18 protein-coding genes and 1 tRNA gene are annotated in these 16,517 nt (G+C 67.6%); 10 read left to right on the top strand and 9 right to left on the bottom strand.

Annotation, left to right across the window (positions count from 1 at the left end; genetic code table 11):
• Positions 1-58: 58 nt before the first annotated feature.
• The 3 genes from ACTIGJ_RS12890 to groL all read left to right on the top strand — a co-directional run bounded on the left by ACTIGJ_RS12890 (position 59) and on the right by groL (position 5,067).
• Positions 59-2,845, top strand: coding sequence for a LuxR C-terminal-related transcriptional regulator (locus ACTIGJ_RS12890; RefSeq protein ID WP_439640729.1), 2,787 nt, complete (start codon positions 59-61; stop codon positions 2,843-2,845).
• Positions 2,846-3,090: 245 nt separating this feature from the next.
• Entirely contained in the window at positions 3,091-3,381 is a 291-nt protein-coding gene (gene groES, locus ACTIGJ_RS12885; protein WP_439640728.1) for a co-chaperone GroES, read from the top strand.
• A gap of 39 nt (positions 3,382-3,420) precedes the next feature.
• Positions 3,421-5,067, top strand: coding sequence for a chaperonin GroEL (groL, locus tag ACTIGJ_RS12880; protein WP_439640727.1), 1,647 nt, complete (start codon positions 3,421-3,423; stop codon positions 5,065-5,067).
• 64 nt (positions 5,068-5,131) lie between these two features.
• Here the strand turns inward: groL and ACTIGJ_RS12875 are convergent, their stop codons facing one another.
• The 3 genes from ACTIGJ_RS12875 to ACTIGJ_RS12865 form a co-directional block, all read right to left on the bottom strand.
• Positions 5,132-5,527 carry a type II toxin-antitoxin system VapC family toxin gene (locus tag ACTIGJ_RS12875; RefSeq protein ID WP_439640726.1) on the bottom strand — a complete coding sequence of 132 codons (396 nt, stop codon included), beginning with the start codon at positions 5,525-5,527 and terminating at the stop codon, positions 5,132-5,134.
• Between the two features lie 10 nt (positions 5,528-5,537).
• Positions 5,538-5,819: an antitoxin gene (locus tag ACTIGJ_RS12870; RefSeq protein ID WP_439640725.1), complete on the bottom strand. Its 282-nt coding sequence runs from the start codon at positions 5,817-5,819 to the stop codon at positions 5,538-5,540.
• A gap of 87 nt (positions 5,820-5,906) precedes the next feature.
• Entirely contained in the window at positions 5,907-6,167 is a 261-nt protein-coding gene (locus ACTIGJ_RS12865) for a TIGR02450 family Trp-rich protein (RefSeq protein ID WP_439640724.1), read from the bottom strand.
• 142 nt (positions 6,168-6,309) lie between these two features.
• Here ACTIGJ_RS12865 and ACTIGJ_RS12860 point away from each other — a divergent pair, with 142 nt between their 5' ends.
• Positions 6,310-7,563 carry an Hsp70 family protein gene (locus tag ACTIGJ_RS12860; RefSeq protein WP_439640723.1) on the top strand — a complete coding sequence of 418 codons (1,254 nt, stop codon included), beginning with the start codon at positions 6,310-6,312 and terminating at the stop codon, positions 7,561-7,563.
• 19 nt (positions 7,564-7,582) lie between these two features.
• Here ACTIGJ_RS12860 and ACTIGJ_RS12855 read toward each other — a convergent pair whose 3' ends face one another.
• Entirely contained in the window at positions 7,583-8,497 is a 915-nt protein-coding gene (locus ACTIGJ_RS12855; protein WP_439640722.1) for a hypothetical protein, read from the bottom strand.
• A 152-nt stretch (positions 8,498-8,649) separates the two neighbouring features.
• Here ACTIGJ_RS12855 and ACTIGJ_RS12850 point away from each other — a divergent pair, with 152 nt between their 5' ends.
• The 3 genes from ACTIGJ_RS12850 to ACTIGJ_RS12840 are packed head-to-tail and all read left to right on the top strand — an operon-like array spanning position 8,650 to position 11,942.
• Positions 8,650-10,008 carry a spinster family MFS transporter gene (locus ACTIGJ_RS12850; protein WP_439640721.1) on the top strand — a complete coding sequence of 453 codons (1,359 nt, stop codon included), beginning with the start codon at positions 8,650-8,652 and terminating at the stop codon, positions 10,006-10,008.
• On the top strand, positions 10,005-11,039 hold the full coding sequence (locus ACTIGJ_RS12845; protein ID WP_439640720.1) for a 2-dehydropantoate 2-reductase: 1,035 nt from the start codon (positions 10,005-10,007) through the stop codon (positions 11,037-11,039). Before ACTIGJ_RS12850 ends, ACTIGJ_RS12845 begins: the two co-directional genes overlap by 4 nt.
• A gap of 48 nt (positions 11,040-11,087) precedes the next feature.
• Complete coding sequence (locus ACTIGJ_RS12840) at positions 11,088-11,942, top strand: hypothetical protein (RefSeq protein WP_439640719.1); 855 nt, start codon at positions 11,088-11,090, stop codon at positions 11,940-11,942.
• 64 nt (positions 11,943-12,006) lie between these two features.
• Here the strand turns inward: ACTIGJ_RS12840 and ACTIGJ_RS12835 are convergent.
• Positions 12,007-12,080: transfer RNA gene (locus ACTIGJ_RS12835), tRNA-Gly, on the bottom strand.
• A 120-nt stretch (positions 12,081-12,200) separates the two neighbouring features.
• Between ACTIGJ_RS12835 and thiS the strand changes: the two genes are divergently transcribed.
• The 3 genes from thiS to trmB all read left to right on the top strand — a co-directional run bounded on the left by thiS (position 12,201) and on the right by trmB (position 14,102).
• Complete coding sequence (gene thiS, locus ACTIGJ_RS12830; protein ID WP_439640718.1) at positions 12,201-12,401, top strand: sulfur carrier protein ThiS; 201 nt, start codon at positions 12,201-12,203, stop codon at positions 12,399-12,401.
• Positions 12,402-12,524: 123 nt separating this feature from the next.
• A complete protein-coding gene (locus tag ACTIGJ_RS12825; protein WP_439640717.1) occupies positions 12,525-13,334 on the top strand; it encodes a thiazole synthase in 810 nt (269 codons plus the stop codon).
• 39 nt (positions 13,335-13,373) lie between these two features.
• The gene (trmB, locus tag ACTIGJ_RS12820) at positions 13,374-14,102 is read left to right on the top strand and encodes a tRNA (guanosine(46)-N7)-methyltransferase TrmB (protein WP_439640716.1); all 729 of its coding nucleotides are present in this window, start codon (positions 13,374-13,376) and stop codon (positions 14,100-14,102) included.
• A 201-nt stretch (positions 14,103-14,303) separates the two neighbouring features.
• On the opposite strand, the gene ACTIGJ_RS12815 is transcribed toward trmB, so the two are convergent.
• From ACTIGJ_RS12815 to ACTIGJ_RS12800, 4 genes are all read right to left on the bottom strand, one after another.
• A complete protein-coding gene (locus ACTIGJ_RS12815) occupies positions 14,304-14,966 on the bottom strand; it encodes a hypothetical protein (protein WP_439640715.1) in 663 nt (220 codons plus the stop codon).
• A gap of 69 nt (positions 14,967-15,035) precedes the next feature.
• Positions 15,036-15,596, bottom strand: a complete 561-nt coding sequence (locus ACTIGJ_RS12810) for a PH domain-containing protein (protein ID WP_439640714.1) — start codon at positions 15,594-15,596, stop codon at positions 15,036-15,038.
• Positions 15,597-15,828: 232 nt separating this feature from the next.
• On the bottom strand, positions 15,829-16,122 hold the full coding sequence (locus tag ACTIGJ_RS12805) for a hypothetical protein (protein WP_439640713.1): 294 nt from the start codon (positions 16,120-16,122) through the stop codon (positions 15,829-15,831).
• Positions 16,123-16,224: 102 nt separating this feature from the next.
• On the bottom strand, positions 16,225-16,517 hold a 293-nt coding region (locus tag ACTIGJ_RS12800; RefSeq protein WP_439640712.1), incomplete at its 5' end, for a transposase.

Here is a 16,517-nt window from a genome sequence, read left to right as displayed (position 1 = left end):
GTCCCGGACCCGTACTTTCGAGCAGGCTGGCGCCGAAGCGCCTCGGAGAAGCTGGGCCATGCCACGCAAATTGCCGGTTCCGTCGATTGAAACTGCTGGTGCCGCGCAGGCGGATGCGGACGCGGCCGTCACGCCGGTCGGCCGCGGCGAGCCGCCGGCCTTCATGTTCCGCAGCCTGCCGACGCGGGCGCTGGCGCGCCTGCGGACGGCGGCCGGGCAGGCGGCGAAGCTGGTCGCCATCGTGGCGCCGGTCGGTTACGGCAAGACGGTGCTGATGTCGATGTGGCTGGCCGAGCAGCGCCGCGCCGGCCGGCACTGCCTGTGGCTGTCGATCGACGACCGCGAAACGACCCTCGACGGCCTGATCGACGCGCTCGAGGCGCGGCTCGCCGGCCGGGCCGCCCGCCTGCATCCGACCCATGCGCTGTTTCGCGGCCAGACGCCGGCCGAGGCGCGGATCGACCGCCTGATCGACGCGCTCGCCCATGCGCCGGCGCCGCTGAGCCTGTTCATCGACAACCTGCCGGGTGGCCCCGACGCCGACCTCGGCCGGCTGATCGACCGCCTCTGCTTCGATACCCGCAGCGACCTGCAGCTGGTCCTGAGCAGCACGCGCGAACTGCCGTTCGATCTCGGCCGCGCCCAGCTCGAAGGGCGGCTCTGGCCGATCGGCGCCGCCGACCTCGGCTTCGATGCCGGCGAGGTCGCTGAACTGCTCGGCCCGGTGCTGGTCGCCGCGATCGGCGCCGGTGGCGTCGCCGAGGTCACGGCCCGCACCGAAGGCTGGCCGGCGGCGGTGCGGATGGCGCAGATCATCCTGAGCCACGCCGATGATCCGCAGCAGACGGTGCGGGAGTTCTCCGGCTCCGATCAGGCGCTGGCGCAGCTGCTGAACCGCCAGGTGCTGTCCGGCTTTTCCGATGCGCTGCGCGAGTTCCTCTACTGCCTCGCGCTGCTGCGCACCTTCAGCGCCGAGCTGTGCGCGCAGGCCATCGGTGGCGCCGATGTCGGCCGGCACCTGGCCTATCTGATCGAGCGCAACGTGTTCGTGATTCCGCTGGATCGCAGCCGCAGCCAGTACCGGCTGCACGGGCTGTTCCGCGATCACCTGCGCCACGAGGCCGACCGGCTGCTGCCGCCGAAGCGCCGGCAGACGCTGCTGATCCGCGCCGCCCGTGCCTGCGAGCGCGGCGGCCAGTGGCGCGACGCCGTCGACTACGCGCTGGCATCGCGCTCGGCGGCGGTGGCGCGGCAGATCCTTGAACAGATCGCGCCGCGTTTCGTCCGCGACCGCGGTGACGTGCAGCAGTACCTGCGCTGGCTCGACGCCCTGCATGCGCGCGGACAGCAGGCCGGGCCCGAGGCCGAATACTGGTTCGTCTGGGCGCTGGCCTTCCATCGCCGTTACGACGACGCCCGCCGTCACAGCGCCGTGCTGGCCAGCCGCGTGCAGCGCGCCGAGGAGCGGCGGGGCACGGCCGATCGCGACCTGCGGCGGCGGATCGCCATCCTGCGCACCTCGATCGACAGCCTGACCGACCACCTGGAAGACGCCCAGCTCGGCGCCGGTCGCTGGCTGGCCGAGCCCGATGCGGAAGCCGGCGATGATGCTTTCAACCGCACGGCGGCGAACTGCATCGTCGGCGGCTATCACGTCAACCATCTCGCCTTCGCCGAGGCCCGTCGCGCGCTCGCGGCCGCCCGCGAAACCGCATTCCAGGCCGCCAGCGTCTATGTCGATGGCTGGGTTTCGGCCTACGCTGCCTTGCCGGCCGTCCACGAAGGCAGCCTGGCGGCGGCGCAGGCCGAACTGGGGCCGGTGCTGGCGACGCTGCGCGGCGCGCTCGGTGACGACAGCGGCATCGTCGGCACGCTGGCGCTGCTCGCCGCGCGGATCGCTGTCGGGACGGGGAACGACGGAGAAGCGCGGGCGCTGCTCGATATCGGACTGGCCGGCGCGCGCAGCCACGGCTTTCTGGAAGCCGCCGCCTGCGGGCTGGAAGCTGCCGTGCTGCTCTGGGATGGCCAGTTGCCGCTGCAGCGCCTGCGCGAGATTGCCGGCGCCTATCCGCCGCGCCTGGCGCTGATGCTGTCCTGCTTCGTGGCGCGCCGGCTGATCCGCCTCGGCCGCCTGGAGGACGCGAAAGCCGAAGCGGCTCGGATCGGCCTGCGCATCGATGCCGCCGGACGGCGTTCGCGCCAGCGGCGACCGAACGGCCCGCCGCTGACCGAAGCGCTGCGGGCGGCGTTGCATATCGAGCTTCTGATCGCCGCCGATCGCCACCCGCAGGCGCTGCCGCTGATCGCCGAGGAACTGCAGCGCGCCCGGCGCCACGACTGCACGGCCCGGCAGGTGGAACTGCTGCTCGACAGCGCCGCCGTCGCGGTGCGCGGCCACCAGATCGTGCTGGCGATTCGCCACGTCACCCGGGCGATCACCTTGGCTGCCAGCCGCCGTATCGTGCGCCCGTTTGACGACCACGCCGAGACGCTGGCGCAGGTCGTGGACGGCAGCCGGCCGTCGGCCTGGGGATTCGCCAGCGACGAGGAGCGCCGGTTCTTTGCCGAGCGCTGCCGGCCCCGGTCAGCCCAGGAGCGCGACGCGGCAGCCGGGCCGGCGGATGCCCAGGGACGCCTGCCGCTGCTCGGCACGCCGACGCCGCGCGAACTGGAACTGCTGCGTTATGTCGACGCCGGGCTGTCCAACCAGCAGATCGCCGATCGTGCCGAGGTCAGCCTGACGACCGTCAAATGGCATCTGCAGAACCTCTACGCGAAGCTCGGCGTCTCCAGTCGTGCCGCTGCACTGGCCCGGGCGCGGGCGATGAACCTGCTGCCACTCTGAGCTTTCCGGCTCTTGAAAGCCGGACCGGGATTCCCCAGACAGATCACCACGGGCGGCAGCCAGCGCGGCGCACTGGGATGGTGCGGCGAAATTTAAGTCCTGCACCCCCTTGTAACGCCGGGGATGCCCCCTAGAATTAGCAGCCTCCGGGGGAGAGTGCTAACAACAAGACCGGTGCGCAGCCGCGCGAAGGTCGCCGCCCCTCCGGAACTGTCGGCACTACCAAACAACCAGGAGTTGAGAACATGAGTCTGCGTCCCCTGCACGACCGCGTCATCGTCAAGCGCCTCGAGGAAGAGAAGAAGTCCCTGGGCGGCATCATCATTCCGGACTCGGCCGCCGAAAAGCCGCTGAAGGCGGAAGTGATCGCGGTCGGCGCCGGCAAGCGCACCGATGACGGCAAGGTCCACGCCCTCGACGTGAAGGCCGGCGACACCATCCTGATCGGCAAGTACTCGGGCACCGAAGTGAAGGTCGACGGCCAGGATCTGGTGATCCTGCGCGAAGACGACATCCTCGCGGTGTTCTCGAAGTAATCCGCTTCAACCCCTATTCCGCAACACGAGGAAATCGAAATGGCAGCCAAAGAAGTCAAGTTTTCCGATGATGCCCGCAGCCGCATGGCCAATGGCGTCAACATTCTCGCCAACGCCGTCAAGGTGACCCTGGGCCCGAAGGGCCGCAACGTCATCCTCGACAAGTCGTTCGGCGCGCCGACCGTGACCAAGGACGGCGTCTCCGTCGCCAAGGAAATCGAACTCAAGGACAAGTTCGAGAACATGGGCGCCCAGCTGGTGAAGGAAGTCGCCTCGAAGACCTCCGACGCCGCCGGCGACGGCACCACCACCGCCACCGTGCTCGCCCAGGCGATCCTCGCCGAAGGCCTGAAGGCCGTGGCCGCTGGCACCGATCCGATGGACATCAAGCGCGGCATCGACAAGGCCGTCGAGACCGTGACCGGCGAAATCAAGAAGCAGGCCGTGCCATGCAAGGACCGCAAGGCCATTGCCCAGGTCGGCACCGTGTCGGCGAACTCCGATGAAGCGATCGGCGAAATCATCGCCACCGCGATGGACAAGGTCGGCAAGGAAGGCGTGATCACCGTCGAAGACGGCTCGGGCCTCGAGAACGAGCTGGATGTCGTCGAAGGCATGCAGTTCGACCGCGGCTACCTCAGCCCGTACTTCATCAACAACCAGCAGAGCCAGCAGGTCGAGCTGGAAAACCCGCTGATCCTGATCAACGAGAAGAAGGTCTCGAACATTCGCGAGCTGCTGCCGGTGCTCGAAGGCGTGGCCAAGGCTGGCCGTCCGCTGCTGATCATCTCTGAAGACGTCGAAGGCGAAGCGCTGGCCACCCTCGTGGTCAACAACCTGCGCGGCATTCTGAAGGTCGCCGCCGTCAAGGCGCCGGGCTTCGGTGACCGCCGCAAGGAAATGCTGAAGGACATCGCCATCCTCACCGGCGGCACGGTGATCATGGAAGAGATCGGCCTGTCGCTGGAGAAGGCGACCATCGCCGACCTCGGCACCGCCAAGAAGGTCCAGATCTCGAAGGAAAACACCACGATCATCGACGGCGCCGGCAAGCCGAGCGACATCGAGGCGCGCGTGTCGGAAATCCGCACCCAGATCGAAGCCGCGACCAGCGACTACGACAAGGAAAAGCTGCACGAGCGTCTGGCCAAGCTGGCCGGCGGCGTTGCGGTGATCAAGGTCGGCGCCGCCACCGAAATCGAGATGAAGGAAAAGAAGGCCCGCGTCGAAGATGCCCTGCACGCCACCCGTGCGGCCGTTGAAGAAGGCATCGTCGCCGGCGGCGGCGTGGCGCTGGTCCGCGCTGCCAAGGCGCTGGAAAAGCTGAAGGGCAACAACGACGACCAGACGGTCGGCATCCGCATCCTGCATCGCGCGATCCAGGAACCGCTGCGCCAGATCGTCAAGAACGCCGGCGGCGAGCCGTCGGTCGTGCTGAACAAGGTCTCGGGCGGCAAGGATTCGTACGGCTACAACGCCGCCAACGACACCTACGGCGACATGATCGAAGCCGGCATCATCGATCCGGCCAAGGTCACCCGCCTGGCCCTGCAGAACGCCGCCTCGGTTGCAGCCCTGCTGCTGACCACCGAAGCGATGATTGCCGAACTCCCGGCCAAGAACGAAGGTCCGGCAATGCCGGCCGGCGGCGGCATGGGTGGCATGGGCGGCATGGGCGACTTCTAAGTCACCCGGCTTCCAGCCTCACGCTTCAGGAAAGGGCCCCGGAAACGGGGCCTTTTTCGTGGCGCTAGATCCAGTTCTCGACGCGCAGGCCGGGATAGCCTTCGAAGTCCGCCTCGTTGTTGGTCACCAGCACGGCATCGACGGCCAGCGCATGTGCTGCGATCAGGCGGTCGAAGGCGTTGCGGCGCCGGTCGGGCACGGCAGCGCGCAGGCGGCCATAGGCTTCGGCCACCGCCTTGTCGAGCGGCAGCACCGGAATCAGGCCGATCAGCTCGGCGAGGACCCGTTCGTCCTGATCGCGCTGGCGCGACTGCATCTCGATGCCAGCCCGCAGTTCGGCGTAGGTGACCAGCGACATCGCCGCCTCGCCCTGATGCAGCGCTTCGAGGCGTTCGATGACCTGCGCCGGCTGGCGGCGGATCAGATAGATGCAGATGTTGGTGTCGAGCAGATGCCGCACGGTGCGCCGCTCAGGGCTTGCGCTCGTATGGCGGCGGTGCAGGCTCCTGCACCGAAGTCGGCCAGTCGCGCGCCGGTTCGTCGTGGACCTCGCGACCTTCGGCCATGAAATCGGCGCTGAATCCGGCCAGCACGCGGCCGAGTCCGGCCAGCTTCTTCCGCTTGATCGGGCGGATCACCAGGCTGTCGCCGATGCGCTCGATCTCGACATCCTCGGATGCCGAGACGATTGCCAGTTCCTTCGGGATCCGCACGGCGAGGGAATTGCCGCTTTGAAAGACGCGCGTCTGCATGGGGCGCTCCGATGTATATACACAATATACTGTATATACACAATATACGTCGCGACTTCGCGGGCGTGCAAGAAATCTGGGGCGGCCTCAGACCCAGCCGCGCTTCCAGACGGCGGTGTCGCCCAGCGCCCGCCACGGCAGCACCTGCACGCGGCCGGAGTGGACCGCTTGCAGCTCGACCTCGGTGACTGGTGCGGTCGGCGGCTCCGGCTCGATCAGCCGGGTGACGATGAAGTGCTTTTCGCGGTTCACCGGCGTCACCGCCGTCCATTTGCTGAGCGGCAGCTGCTTCGGGTTCAGCGGCGTTGGTGGCCGCGCGGTCGGCGGCATTTCCGGGAGCGTGTTCATGGCCGGCAGTGTACGAACGCGGCGCCCGCCGTGGTGTCCGCGTGGTGGCATGACCGTCGCCGCCGTCTGGGCGGGTACACTGCGCGCCCCGTAAACCACCCCCAGGGCCCGCGCCGTGCGCTGGTCCTGCGTCGACCCCGCCATGACTGCCTACGCCGCCATCGATTTCGGCACCTCGAATTCCGCTGCCTGCGTCGGTGCCAGCGGCCATCCCGCCCGGCTGGTGGCGCTCGAGGGCGATCGCGAAACCCTGCCGACGGCGGTGTTCTTCAATGCCGACGAACACAGCGTGGCCTACGGCCGCCAGGCGATCGCCGAATACCAGGCCGGCTATGGCGGCCGGCTGCTGCGCTCGCTGAAAAGCCTGCTCGGCAGCGAGCTGATCAACGAGACGACGATCATCGAAGGCCAGCCGGTGGCCTATCGCGACATCATCAGCCGCTTCCTGGCGCACCTGAAGCGCACGGCCGAAGCCACTTCCGGCGAGCCGCTGAGCCGCGTGGTGCTGGGCCGTCCGGTGCATTTCGTCGATGACAACCCGGAGCGCGACCAGCTGGCCGAGCGCACGCTGATGGAAGTGGCGGAAGCGGTCGGCTTCCGCGACGTGCGCTTCCAGTACGAGCCGATCGCCGCCGCGCTCGACTACGAACGGACGCTGGCGCGCGACACCGTGGTGCTGGTCGCCGACATCGGCGGCGGTACTTCGGACTTCTCGGTGGTGCGGCTCGGGCCGGACCGCGCCGGGGCGCTGGACCGCAGCGGCGACGTGCTGGCCAACGGCGGCGTGCACATCGCCGGCACCGATTTCGACCAGTACCTGTCGATGCGCTCGGCGATGACCTGCCTGGGCCTCGGCGCGCCCGGCCGGAACGGCAAGCAGGTGCCGTCGCAGATCTATTTCGAACTGTCGACCTGGCACCAGATCAATTTCCTGTACACGCGCAAGGCGCTGGCCAGCGCCCAGACGCTGGACATCTTCTACGACCAGCCGGTCCACCATCAGCGGCTGATGAAGGTGCTGCGCGAGCGTGAAGGGCACCGCATCGCCGGCCTCGTCGAAGACGCCAAGGTGGCGGTTGCCGATGGCGGCACGACGCGGCTGGCGCTGGATTTCGTCGAGAACGATCTCGGCGTCGACATCGACGGCGAACTGCTGTCGCGGGCGATCAGCGCCGGCATCGCCCGGATCGTGCAGACCGCTCAGGAGACCGTCGCGGCAGCGGGCCTGCAGGCCGATCAGGTCGACGCGATCTACTTCACGGGTGGTTCGACCGGCATCCGCGCGCTGCGCGACGCGCTGGCCGAAGCCTTCGGCCGCGCCGAATCGGTCAACGGCGATCCGTTCGCCAGCGTCGCCCGCGGCCTCGGCGTCTACGCCGGTCGGCTGTTCGCCTGAGCGCGGCCGGCGTCGCGGCTCAGGGCAGCCGCCGCAGGTAGCGGTCGCTCATGTTCCAGGTGCCGTTGCGGGTCCAGGTCCAGGTGCCGGTCATGTCGTAGCCGAGCTGGCGCGAGGTGAAGCGCAGCTCGCTGACCTCCGGCACCAGCGCCACGCCGCTGGCGGTGACGGTGGTGCCGAGCGACGCGGCCTGCGTCGACTTCGGCAGCCGCACGTTCCAGCTGCCGATTTCCGCCGGGCCGTCGAGCCAGTCGAGATTGCCGTCGCCCGGACCACGGGCGATGAAGCTGCTGCGCGGAATGCCGAGCCGGCGAATCCAGTCCATCAGCTCGGCGCGGCCGCTGCCGGAGGCGACGATGGTATCGCCCTGGCTGCTGATCACTGCGCTGCCAGCGGCCGGCGCTTCGGCCACCGAAGCTGTCGCAGCAGCAGCGGCCGGGTTCGGCGCGGCCTCGGCCGTCACGGTGCCGGCTGCCGGCGGCTGCGCCGCTGGCGCGGCGGCTGTCAGGGCTGACGGCAAAGGCGCGGCGGCGACCGTGCGATCGAATTTCACCGCCGTGCCTCGGGCCGCCAGGCTGTCCCAGCAGCGCGAATCCCAGCGGTTGCCCTTGTCGGCTTCGAAGCGCAGGTCGACGATGCCGTCGGCGCCTTGCGCCAGCGCCGCCAGCTGCAGGCGTTTCAGCGCGTCGTCCTGGGTCGGAACATCGCTGAATTCCCAGAACTGGCAGGAATGCGCCTCGATCGGCGCGATGACGGTGACGGCCGCTGGCGGTGTGGTATCGCCGCCGGTTTCGAACACCGGAATCCGGAAGGCGGCCTCGCGTTTGAGCACGGGTACCCGGTCGACGCTGGACTGCGGCACCAGCGGTGCGCAGCCGGCAGCGAGCGCGGCGATCAGCAGGACGAGGGTGGGGCGGGCGTAACGGTCAGGCATGGTGGAGGCTTCCGTGTGGACGGGGATCGGCCTCGTTGCCGATGACGGCTTCGGTCAAGCACAGCTCATGCCATTTGTGTTTTCGCGGCCGTGCAGCCGGAATCGCGCTTGATCCGTAACGGCAGGCAGCCCCGCCCGCGCAGGACCGCCTGATGACCCGCACGCCCGATCGCAGCCCCGAAGCCGCCTATCCGTCGTCCCGACGGGCGTGGCTGACGGTGGCGATCCTGATGGGCGCCTACGTGATCTCGTTCATCGACCGCCAGGTACTGAACCTGCTGGTGGCGCCGGTGCGCCGCGACCTGGCGATCAGCGACACCCAGATGAGCCTGCTGCTGGGCCTGAGCTTCGCGCTGTTCTACACGGTCTGCGGCATTCCGATCGGCCGGCTGGCCGATGTCCGCTCGCGGCGCGGGATCATCGCCACCGGCATGGTGTTCTGGAGCCTGATGACCGCCGGCTGCGGCCTGGCGCGCAGCTATCTCGGCTTCCTGCTGTTCCGCGCCGGCGTCGGTGTCGGCGAGGCGAGCCTGAGCCCCAGCGCCTATTCGCTGATCGCCGACAGCTTCCCGAAATCGCTGCGGGCAACGGCGATCAGCGTCTACTCGATGGGCATCTACCTTGGCTCCGGGCTGGCGTTCCTGGTCGGCGGCCTCGTCATCGGCTTCGCGGCCGCGCAGGGCGACGTGCAGCTGCCGTGGCTCGGCCGCGTGCGGCCGTGGCAGCTGGTGTTCCTGGTGCTGGGCGCCGCCGGAGTGCTGTTCAGCCTGCTGGTGCTGGCGATCCGCGAGCCGCAGCGCCACGGCGCCGGTGCGGGGATCGAGGTGCCGCTGCCGGCTGCCGCCGGCTGGCTGGCCGCCAACCGCCGCACCGTGCTGCATCACCATCTCGGCATCGGCCTGGTGAGCTTGGCGGCGTACGGCAGTGCGGCCTGGGTGCCCAGCTTCTTCATCCGCAACCACGGCTGGGAGGCGCCGGCCGTCGGCATCGTCTACGGCGGCATCACCGCGCTGTTCGGCTCGGCCGGCATCGTCACCGGCGGACGCTGGGCCGACCGGCTGCTGAAGACCGGTGTCGTCGATGCCGGCCTGCGCGTCTGCGCCGCCGGCGCGCTGCTGGCGCTGCCCTGCTGCATCGCCTTCCCGCTGGTGGCCAGCAGCACCGCCGCCGCGCTGTGGCTGATGCCGGCGGTGTTCGGCATGGCGATGCCGTTCGGCGTGGCGCCGGCGGCGATCCAGGACATCATGCCGAACGCGCTGCGCAGCCAGGCCTCGGCGCTGTACCTGTTCGCCGTCAACCTGATCGGCCTCGGCTGCGGCCCGACGGCGGTGGCGCTGTGCACCGACCAGCTGTTCGGCGACGACCGCGCGGTTCGCTACAGTCTGGCCCTGGTGCTGCCGGTGGCGTTGGCTGTCGCCAGCCTGCTGCTGCTGGCCGGCCTGCCGCATTACCGGGCCAGTCTCGAACGCCTGAAAAGCTGGGCCCCACCGCCGCCACGGGAGCGCGCATGAACACGCCGGAACCGGAGATCTGCATCTATGGCGCCGGCAGCGTCGGCTGCTATCTCGGCGGCCGGCTGCAGGCGACCGGCAGCCGCGTGCGCTTCATCGGCCGCAGCCGCCAGCGCGTCGTCGTGGCCGAACACGGCCTGTGCTGCACCGATCTCGACGGCGCGCTGCACCGCGTCGATCCGGCGGCGCTGCGCTTTTCGCTCGATCCAGCCGACGCGGCCAGCGCCGATGTCGTGCTGGTTACCGTCAAGTCGGCCGCCACCGACACGGCGGGTCGGGAACTGGCCGCCACGCTCAAGCCGGGCACGGTGGTGATCAGCCTGCAGAACGGCCTGCGCAACGCCGAACGGCTGCGCCGCCACCTGCCGGCGCAGACGGTGCTGGGCGGCATGGTGCCGTTCAACGTGCTGGCACGCGGCGAGGGCCGCTTCCATCACGGCTCCGGCGGCCAGCTGGCGATCGAGGCGCATCCGGCGGCCGTGCGGCTCGCCCCGCTGTTCGCGCGGGCCGGCCTGCCGCTGGCGCTGCACGACGACATCCGCGCCGTGCAGTGGTCGAAGCTGCTGCTGAACCTGAACAACGCGATCAACGCGCTCAGCGGCCTGACCCTGCGGGAAGAACTGGCGCAGCGCGATTTCCGTCGCTGTCTCGCCGCCGCCCAGGCGGAAGCGCTGGCGCTGCTGGCGGCCGCCGACATTCCGCTGGCGCAGCTGACCCGCGTCCGGCCGCAGTTCCTGCCGGCCCTGCTGCGGCTGCCGGACTGGCTGTTCCGGCGGCTGGCCCGGCAGATGGTGGCGATCGATCCGTTGGCGCGGTCGTCGACCTGGGAAGACCTCGAAGCCGGGCGGCCGACCGAGGTCGACGACATCAACGGCGAAGTGATCGCGCTGGCCGCCCGTCTGGGCCGGCCGGCGCCGGTCAACGCCCGGCTGGTGCAGCTGATCCGGCAGGCGGAAGCCGGTGGCTGTCGCGACTGGACCGGCCCTGCGCTGTATCGGGCGCTGCGCGCCGGAGACTTGACCAGCCGCTGACATCGCCCGGTCTAGGCTGGCGCATTCCCGAACCCTGGAGTGCCCCGGATGACCGTTTCCCCCGCCCGTGCCGCCGATCCTGCGTGCCGCGTGCTGCAAGCCCTGATCGCGGCGGCGGCGCTGCTGACCCTGCCGGCAGCGCTGGCCACCGGACATCTGCCGGCGACGGCAGCCGCCGACGACAGCGCCAGCCGCCCCGGCCCGAACATCCCCGAGCCGATGGTGTTCGACCTGATCCGCCCGCTCGGCGTGCGGCAGGGCGAGCTGGAGGTCAACGTACTGGGCCTCAAGCCCCTGTCGCGGCTGTCGACCGGCGATCGGCAGTTCGATTTCATCAGCGGTTCGGACGATGTCACCCGCCGCCGCAGCGGCCTGGAACTGGCGCCGGAAGTGGAGTTCGGCGTGTTCGACAATGTCGCCGTCGAACTGGAACTGCCGATCGCCCATGGCGAGCTGAGCGCCGTGAAGGGCGCTGCGCAGTACACCTTCAGCGCCGGCACCAGCCGGCAGTTCAGCCACGGCGTGCAGAGCATCCTGTTCCACGATCTGAGCAGCCATTCGGTGGCCAGTTCGCTGCTGTACCTGGCCGGCTACCGCTTCTCGCCGCGCTGGAGCACGCTGGCGATGCTCGGCGCCAACCGCGAATTCGGCGGCGACAACCCGGGCAGCCGCACGCTCGGCATCGTCAACGCCACGCTGTTCGCCGAGATGGACCCGCGCTGGACGCTGGGCCTGGAAACCAACTACGCCAACACGGCGCGCGGCAATGCTTCGCTGCTGGTGATGCCACAGGTGCATGCCCGTCTGAGCCAGCGCTTTTCCAGCCAGTTCGGCATCGGCACCCAGAAGCGTGAAGGCAGCGTGGCGGCGGAACTGGTGTTCCGGCTGGTGGCCGAACTGTGAGCGCCTGGCGGCCGTGAACGGCGGCGGCGAGACAAGGGCGCGAAGCGGGGAGAGCGGCCGGAAGTGGAGCGGGTGATGGGAATCGAACCCACGCTAGCAGCTTGGGAAGCTGCAGTTCTACCATTGAACTACACCCGCTCGGGCGCTTTGCAGGGCGCAAGGATGCACGCGCCCGGTCAGCCTGACAAGCCGCGCCGGAGAATCGCGCCGGGCCTCGTCGGGTAAACTCCGCGCCGTTCCGAAACCACCTCCGCAGCCATGCAGATCGTTGTCAACGGCGCGCCTTACGAGCTACCCGAAGCCTGTTCCGTCACCGATCTGCTGCGCGCGATGGGGCTGGAAAACCAGCGCTGCGCGGTGGAGCTGAACGGCGACATCGTCAGCCGTGCCGGCTGGGCGCAGCGCCTGCTCGCAGCCGGCGATCGCGTCGAGGTGGTTCGCGCCATCGGCGGCGGCTGAACGGCGCCGCGACCGTCCCTTCTTCCTTCGGTGCGGACGATGGCGGTGATCGCGGGGCGGCAAGCTTGTCCACGTGCCGCTGCCGGAACCCGTCCTTCGCACCCGCCACACACGAGATTCCCGATGAGCCAGGCTGAACCGCTGTTGTCCACCGCCGACGATGCCCTGGTGATCGCCGGGCACCGCTATGCCTCGCGCCTGCTGGTCGGCAGCGGCAAGTACAAGAGCCTGGAGGAAACGCGGCTGGCGACCGAGGCCAGCGGCGCGGAGATCATCACCGTGGCGATCCGCCGCGTGAACATCGGCCAGAACCCGAACGAGCCCAGCCTGCTCGATGTCGTGCCGCCCAGCCGCTACACGATCCTGCCGAACACCGCCGGCTGCTACACCGCCGAGGACGCCGTGCGCACCTGTCGCCTGGCCCGCGAACTGCTGGATGGCCGCAAACTGGTGAAGCTCGAAGTGCTGGCCGACCCGAAGACCCTGTACCCGGACGTGCTCGGCACGCTGGCCGCCGCCGAAACCCTGGTCAAGGACGGCTTCGACGTGATGGTCTATTGCTCGGATGACCCGGTGCTGGCCAAGCGGCTGGAAGAAATCGGCTGCGTCGCCGTAATGCCGCTGGCTGCCCCGATCGGTTCGGGCCTCGGCATCCAGAACCGCTACAACATCCTCGCCATCGTCGAGAACGCCAAGGTGCCGATCATCGTCGACGCCGGCGTCGGCACCGCCAGCGATGCAGCCATCGCAATGGAACTGGGCTGCGACGGTGTGCTGATGAACACCGCGATCGCCGAAGCGCAGAACCCGGTGCTGATGGCGAGTGCCATGAAGCATGCCATCATCGCCGGCCGCCAGGCCAAGCTCGCCGGCCGCATGCCGATGCGCCGCTATGCCTCGGCCTCATCGCCAATCGCCGGCGTGATCGGCTGATCCGTCTGCCGCGCTTGGTGCAAGTCCAGGGTTGATCTCATGTCCGACCTGCCAGAACTCGACAACGATCGCCGCGCCCGCGCGATCCGCAGCTTCGTGCGCCGCGAAGGCCGCATCACGGACGCGCAGGCCGATGCGCTGGCGCGGCTGTGGCCGCACTACGGGCTGGGCCCGATGCCGGACGGCGAGCACGTGCATCCGCTGCCGGAGATCGACTTCGCGGTTGCCTTCGGCCGCGCCGCGCCGCTGTCGCTGGAAGTCGGTTTTGGCAACGGCGAACGTTTGGCGCAGGCCGCCGAACGCCATCCGGAGATCAACCACATCGGCGCCGAAGTGCACCGCCCCGGCGTCGGCCGCGTGCTGCAGGACGTCGAGAAACGCGGCCTGACCAATGTCCGCGTGATGTGCTCGGATGCCGCCGAGTTTCTGCGCACGACCGCCCCTCGCGGTGCGTTCTGCGAAGTCGTCGTGCAGTTCCCGGACCCCTGGCACAAGACCCGCCACCACAAGCGGCGGATCATCCAGCCGGCTTTTGTCGCCACGGTAGCCGATGCGCTGATGATCGGCGGCCGTTTCAAGCTCGCCACCGACTGGGCGCCGTACGCCGAACACATGCTGGACGCCATCGCCAGCGAGCCGAGGCTCAAGAACCTGAGCCCGGACGGCCGCTTCGTGCCACGCCCGGAAGACCGCCCGCTGACCCGCTTCGAGAACCGCGGCCTGCGGCTAGGGCACGAGGTTGCTGATCTGGAGTTCGTGCGCGTCTAACCAGTCGCCGGTAGGGCGGGTCGCGACCCGCCATTGACGCAGCGGCGCGGCCCACTCGGCGCTAAATGCGGTGCACCGGCTTTGTGGTAGCGGTCAATTCACGGAAAGCGGCGGGTCGAGACCCGTACTGCTGCAATGCGGTCCTGCCGTAATGCGCAGAGACATCACCGTTGGTTCGAACCGCAGTTTGGATCGGGCCGTTCATAGGGCGCCAATTCTGTCGAGGTCACGAGAATAGAAGATGCAGGTGAGTCGACCTCCAATGTCACTGCGACTCACCACTTGAGCGCCTCCTGTGCGGGTCCCAACCGTCACCTGGTTATCAGAAACCTCGATGATCTGACGCAGAAGAGCCTTGTTTGAACCAGGGTTCGTAATAAGCACGATGTCCCCAGCAGCGGGCGCACGCCGCGAAAAGGCCCTTGTATCGACAGCGACGAAATCCCCTTCCAGGACGGCGGGGGCCATTGCACTGGATTGCATCCGCAAGATATCAAGGCCGAGAAGCGGTCTTCTAGCTGCCTGCAACCCTGCGCCAGCCGTGATCACGATGACGGGCCACGCCGCGTAAACATACCAACGCTTGTATCGCCTGGATTCGGAGGGCCTCGTCGTACCCGCGATCCAAATCGGATCAATGATCAGGAAGAGCCAGAAGACAGCGATTGAAACGAGCAACGTCCACATGCCGCCAGGAGTTGAGGTGATGCCGACCACGCTTAGGATTCCGGCGACCAATAGCAGCGCCAAAAATGCCATGAGAAGGCGACGGAGTCTGCCCACGTAGATGTGCCCCCACCCGAACACCAACAGGCTGAGCACAGCCGCTAGCAGTACTGAATGCTGCTCGCTGTGTTCTTTCATTGGGGGGCCAACGCCTGCCTTAAACTGTCTGACCGGCTTTTCGGCCGCCGGGGCGGCCGCGACAGCTTGTTACGCCGCTTGCTGCGCATTGCGGATCATTTCATAAACACTACGCGCCCCTTGGATTTGGTCGAAGTGCGGGCCAAGCTGACTGCCCATGCCGGGCCAGCTCGAGAAGCCTCGAAACATGAACGAGAAGGGCGAGCCACCGCCAAAGAAGATGGAACCGTAGTTGGAACCGTTCTCAGTCAGCGAAAGGTCTGAAAGCGTGCGCAGGTTGAGTGACTTGACACCCTGAGAAAAGAGCCCCGACACGATGATGATTCTTTGGCTTGTAACTGCGTAATGAGTGTTGGCTCGCTGCCTTGCCTCGATGAAAAAACGACCCACGATCAGGTAGAGGCCGACGGCGACAAAGGGAATGCCGAAAAGAGCCATGAACAGCGGGGCGCTGGGTAACGTAACAACCGAATACTCCCAGAAGATTGCGAATCCGCCCCACAGAACACTAAAAGGCACGAACATAATGTCTGCACTACGCAGGTAAACACCCTGCCGGGGCTGACCCGACCACAGAACACGCTCTCCGGGGCCAAGCGCTTTCTTAATTGATTCTGAAGGTAGGTTCATGGGTGTTTAAGGCGCCTCGTGTCCAGCGTTAATTCGCGGCCGTGCCAGAGCGAACCGGAGGAACCGCCACGTCGGCTGGAACAGCTGGTTGGGTCAGCGCATGGCAGAGATTGTGGGTACAGCTCAATAGCGCGCCTATAGAGATGCGTAACCTCACAGACGACTAGCCGCTCCGGGTACCCCGTAGTTTCTGGCTCGCCGGCTTGCTCCTCGCACTGAAGGCGCGAGCTTGCTAGCCAAGCTTCCTGCTCTGTTCGTAGCTTCGTAGCTCGGTTGATTGAATGTCCGGCACCAAAGTTTTTTCATCTTCCATGTCTTCACGCTTAGCTACGAGCAAAGCACGCAGAAAGTACCGTTGCATTTCCGCTTTCGCCGCGTTGTGCTCTTGCTCCCTACAGAAACGTCCTCCGGACGTACTCAAAACGGCGGCTGATTCGACGTCCTGCCAGCAGTCGATGCCATCCTCGCTGAGGACGTGAAATGGCAGGAGCGCAAGAAAGAGCAACATCGCTTTACAGGGAGTCATCGATCGTTCCGCGCGGCTTGGGCTCAACGCTTAGCGTAACCCGCGTGCGTCAGCAGGTCGGCTTGAAGCACTCATTATTGATCCGGCGGACAAAAAGTAAAACTACGCTGCATATCGGACAGGCCGATGCTGAAAGTATTTTCGGACGCGAGCCGGTGACTTATGGAGTCTTCGCAAGTGACTGATAGCCGCCTTTCTGAGCGCACCTTTCGAGCGGGATGGTGCCTTCGAAGTGATAGCCTGCTTGAGGTCCGCGTTGAGCATCTCGTCGGGGTTCAGTTCGGGGCTGTAGCTCGGCAGGTAGAACACTTCGATCTGCGCCGCGTGCTCGGCCAGCCATGCCTTGACCAGCTTCGCGTGATGCACCCGCAGGTTGTCGAGGATCAGGAACACCT

The organism is Nevskia sp., assembly GCF_051860985.1.
Lineage (GTDB): Bacteria > Pseudomonadota > Gammaproteobacteria > Nevskiales > Nevskiaceae > Nevskia.
Note: the sequence above shows the minus strand (reverse complement) of the source record. Positions and strands in the feature narration are given on the sequence as shown.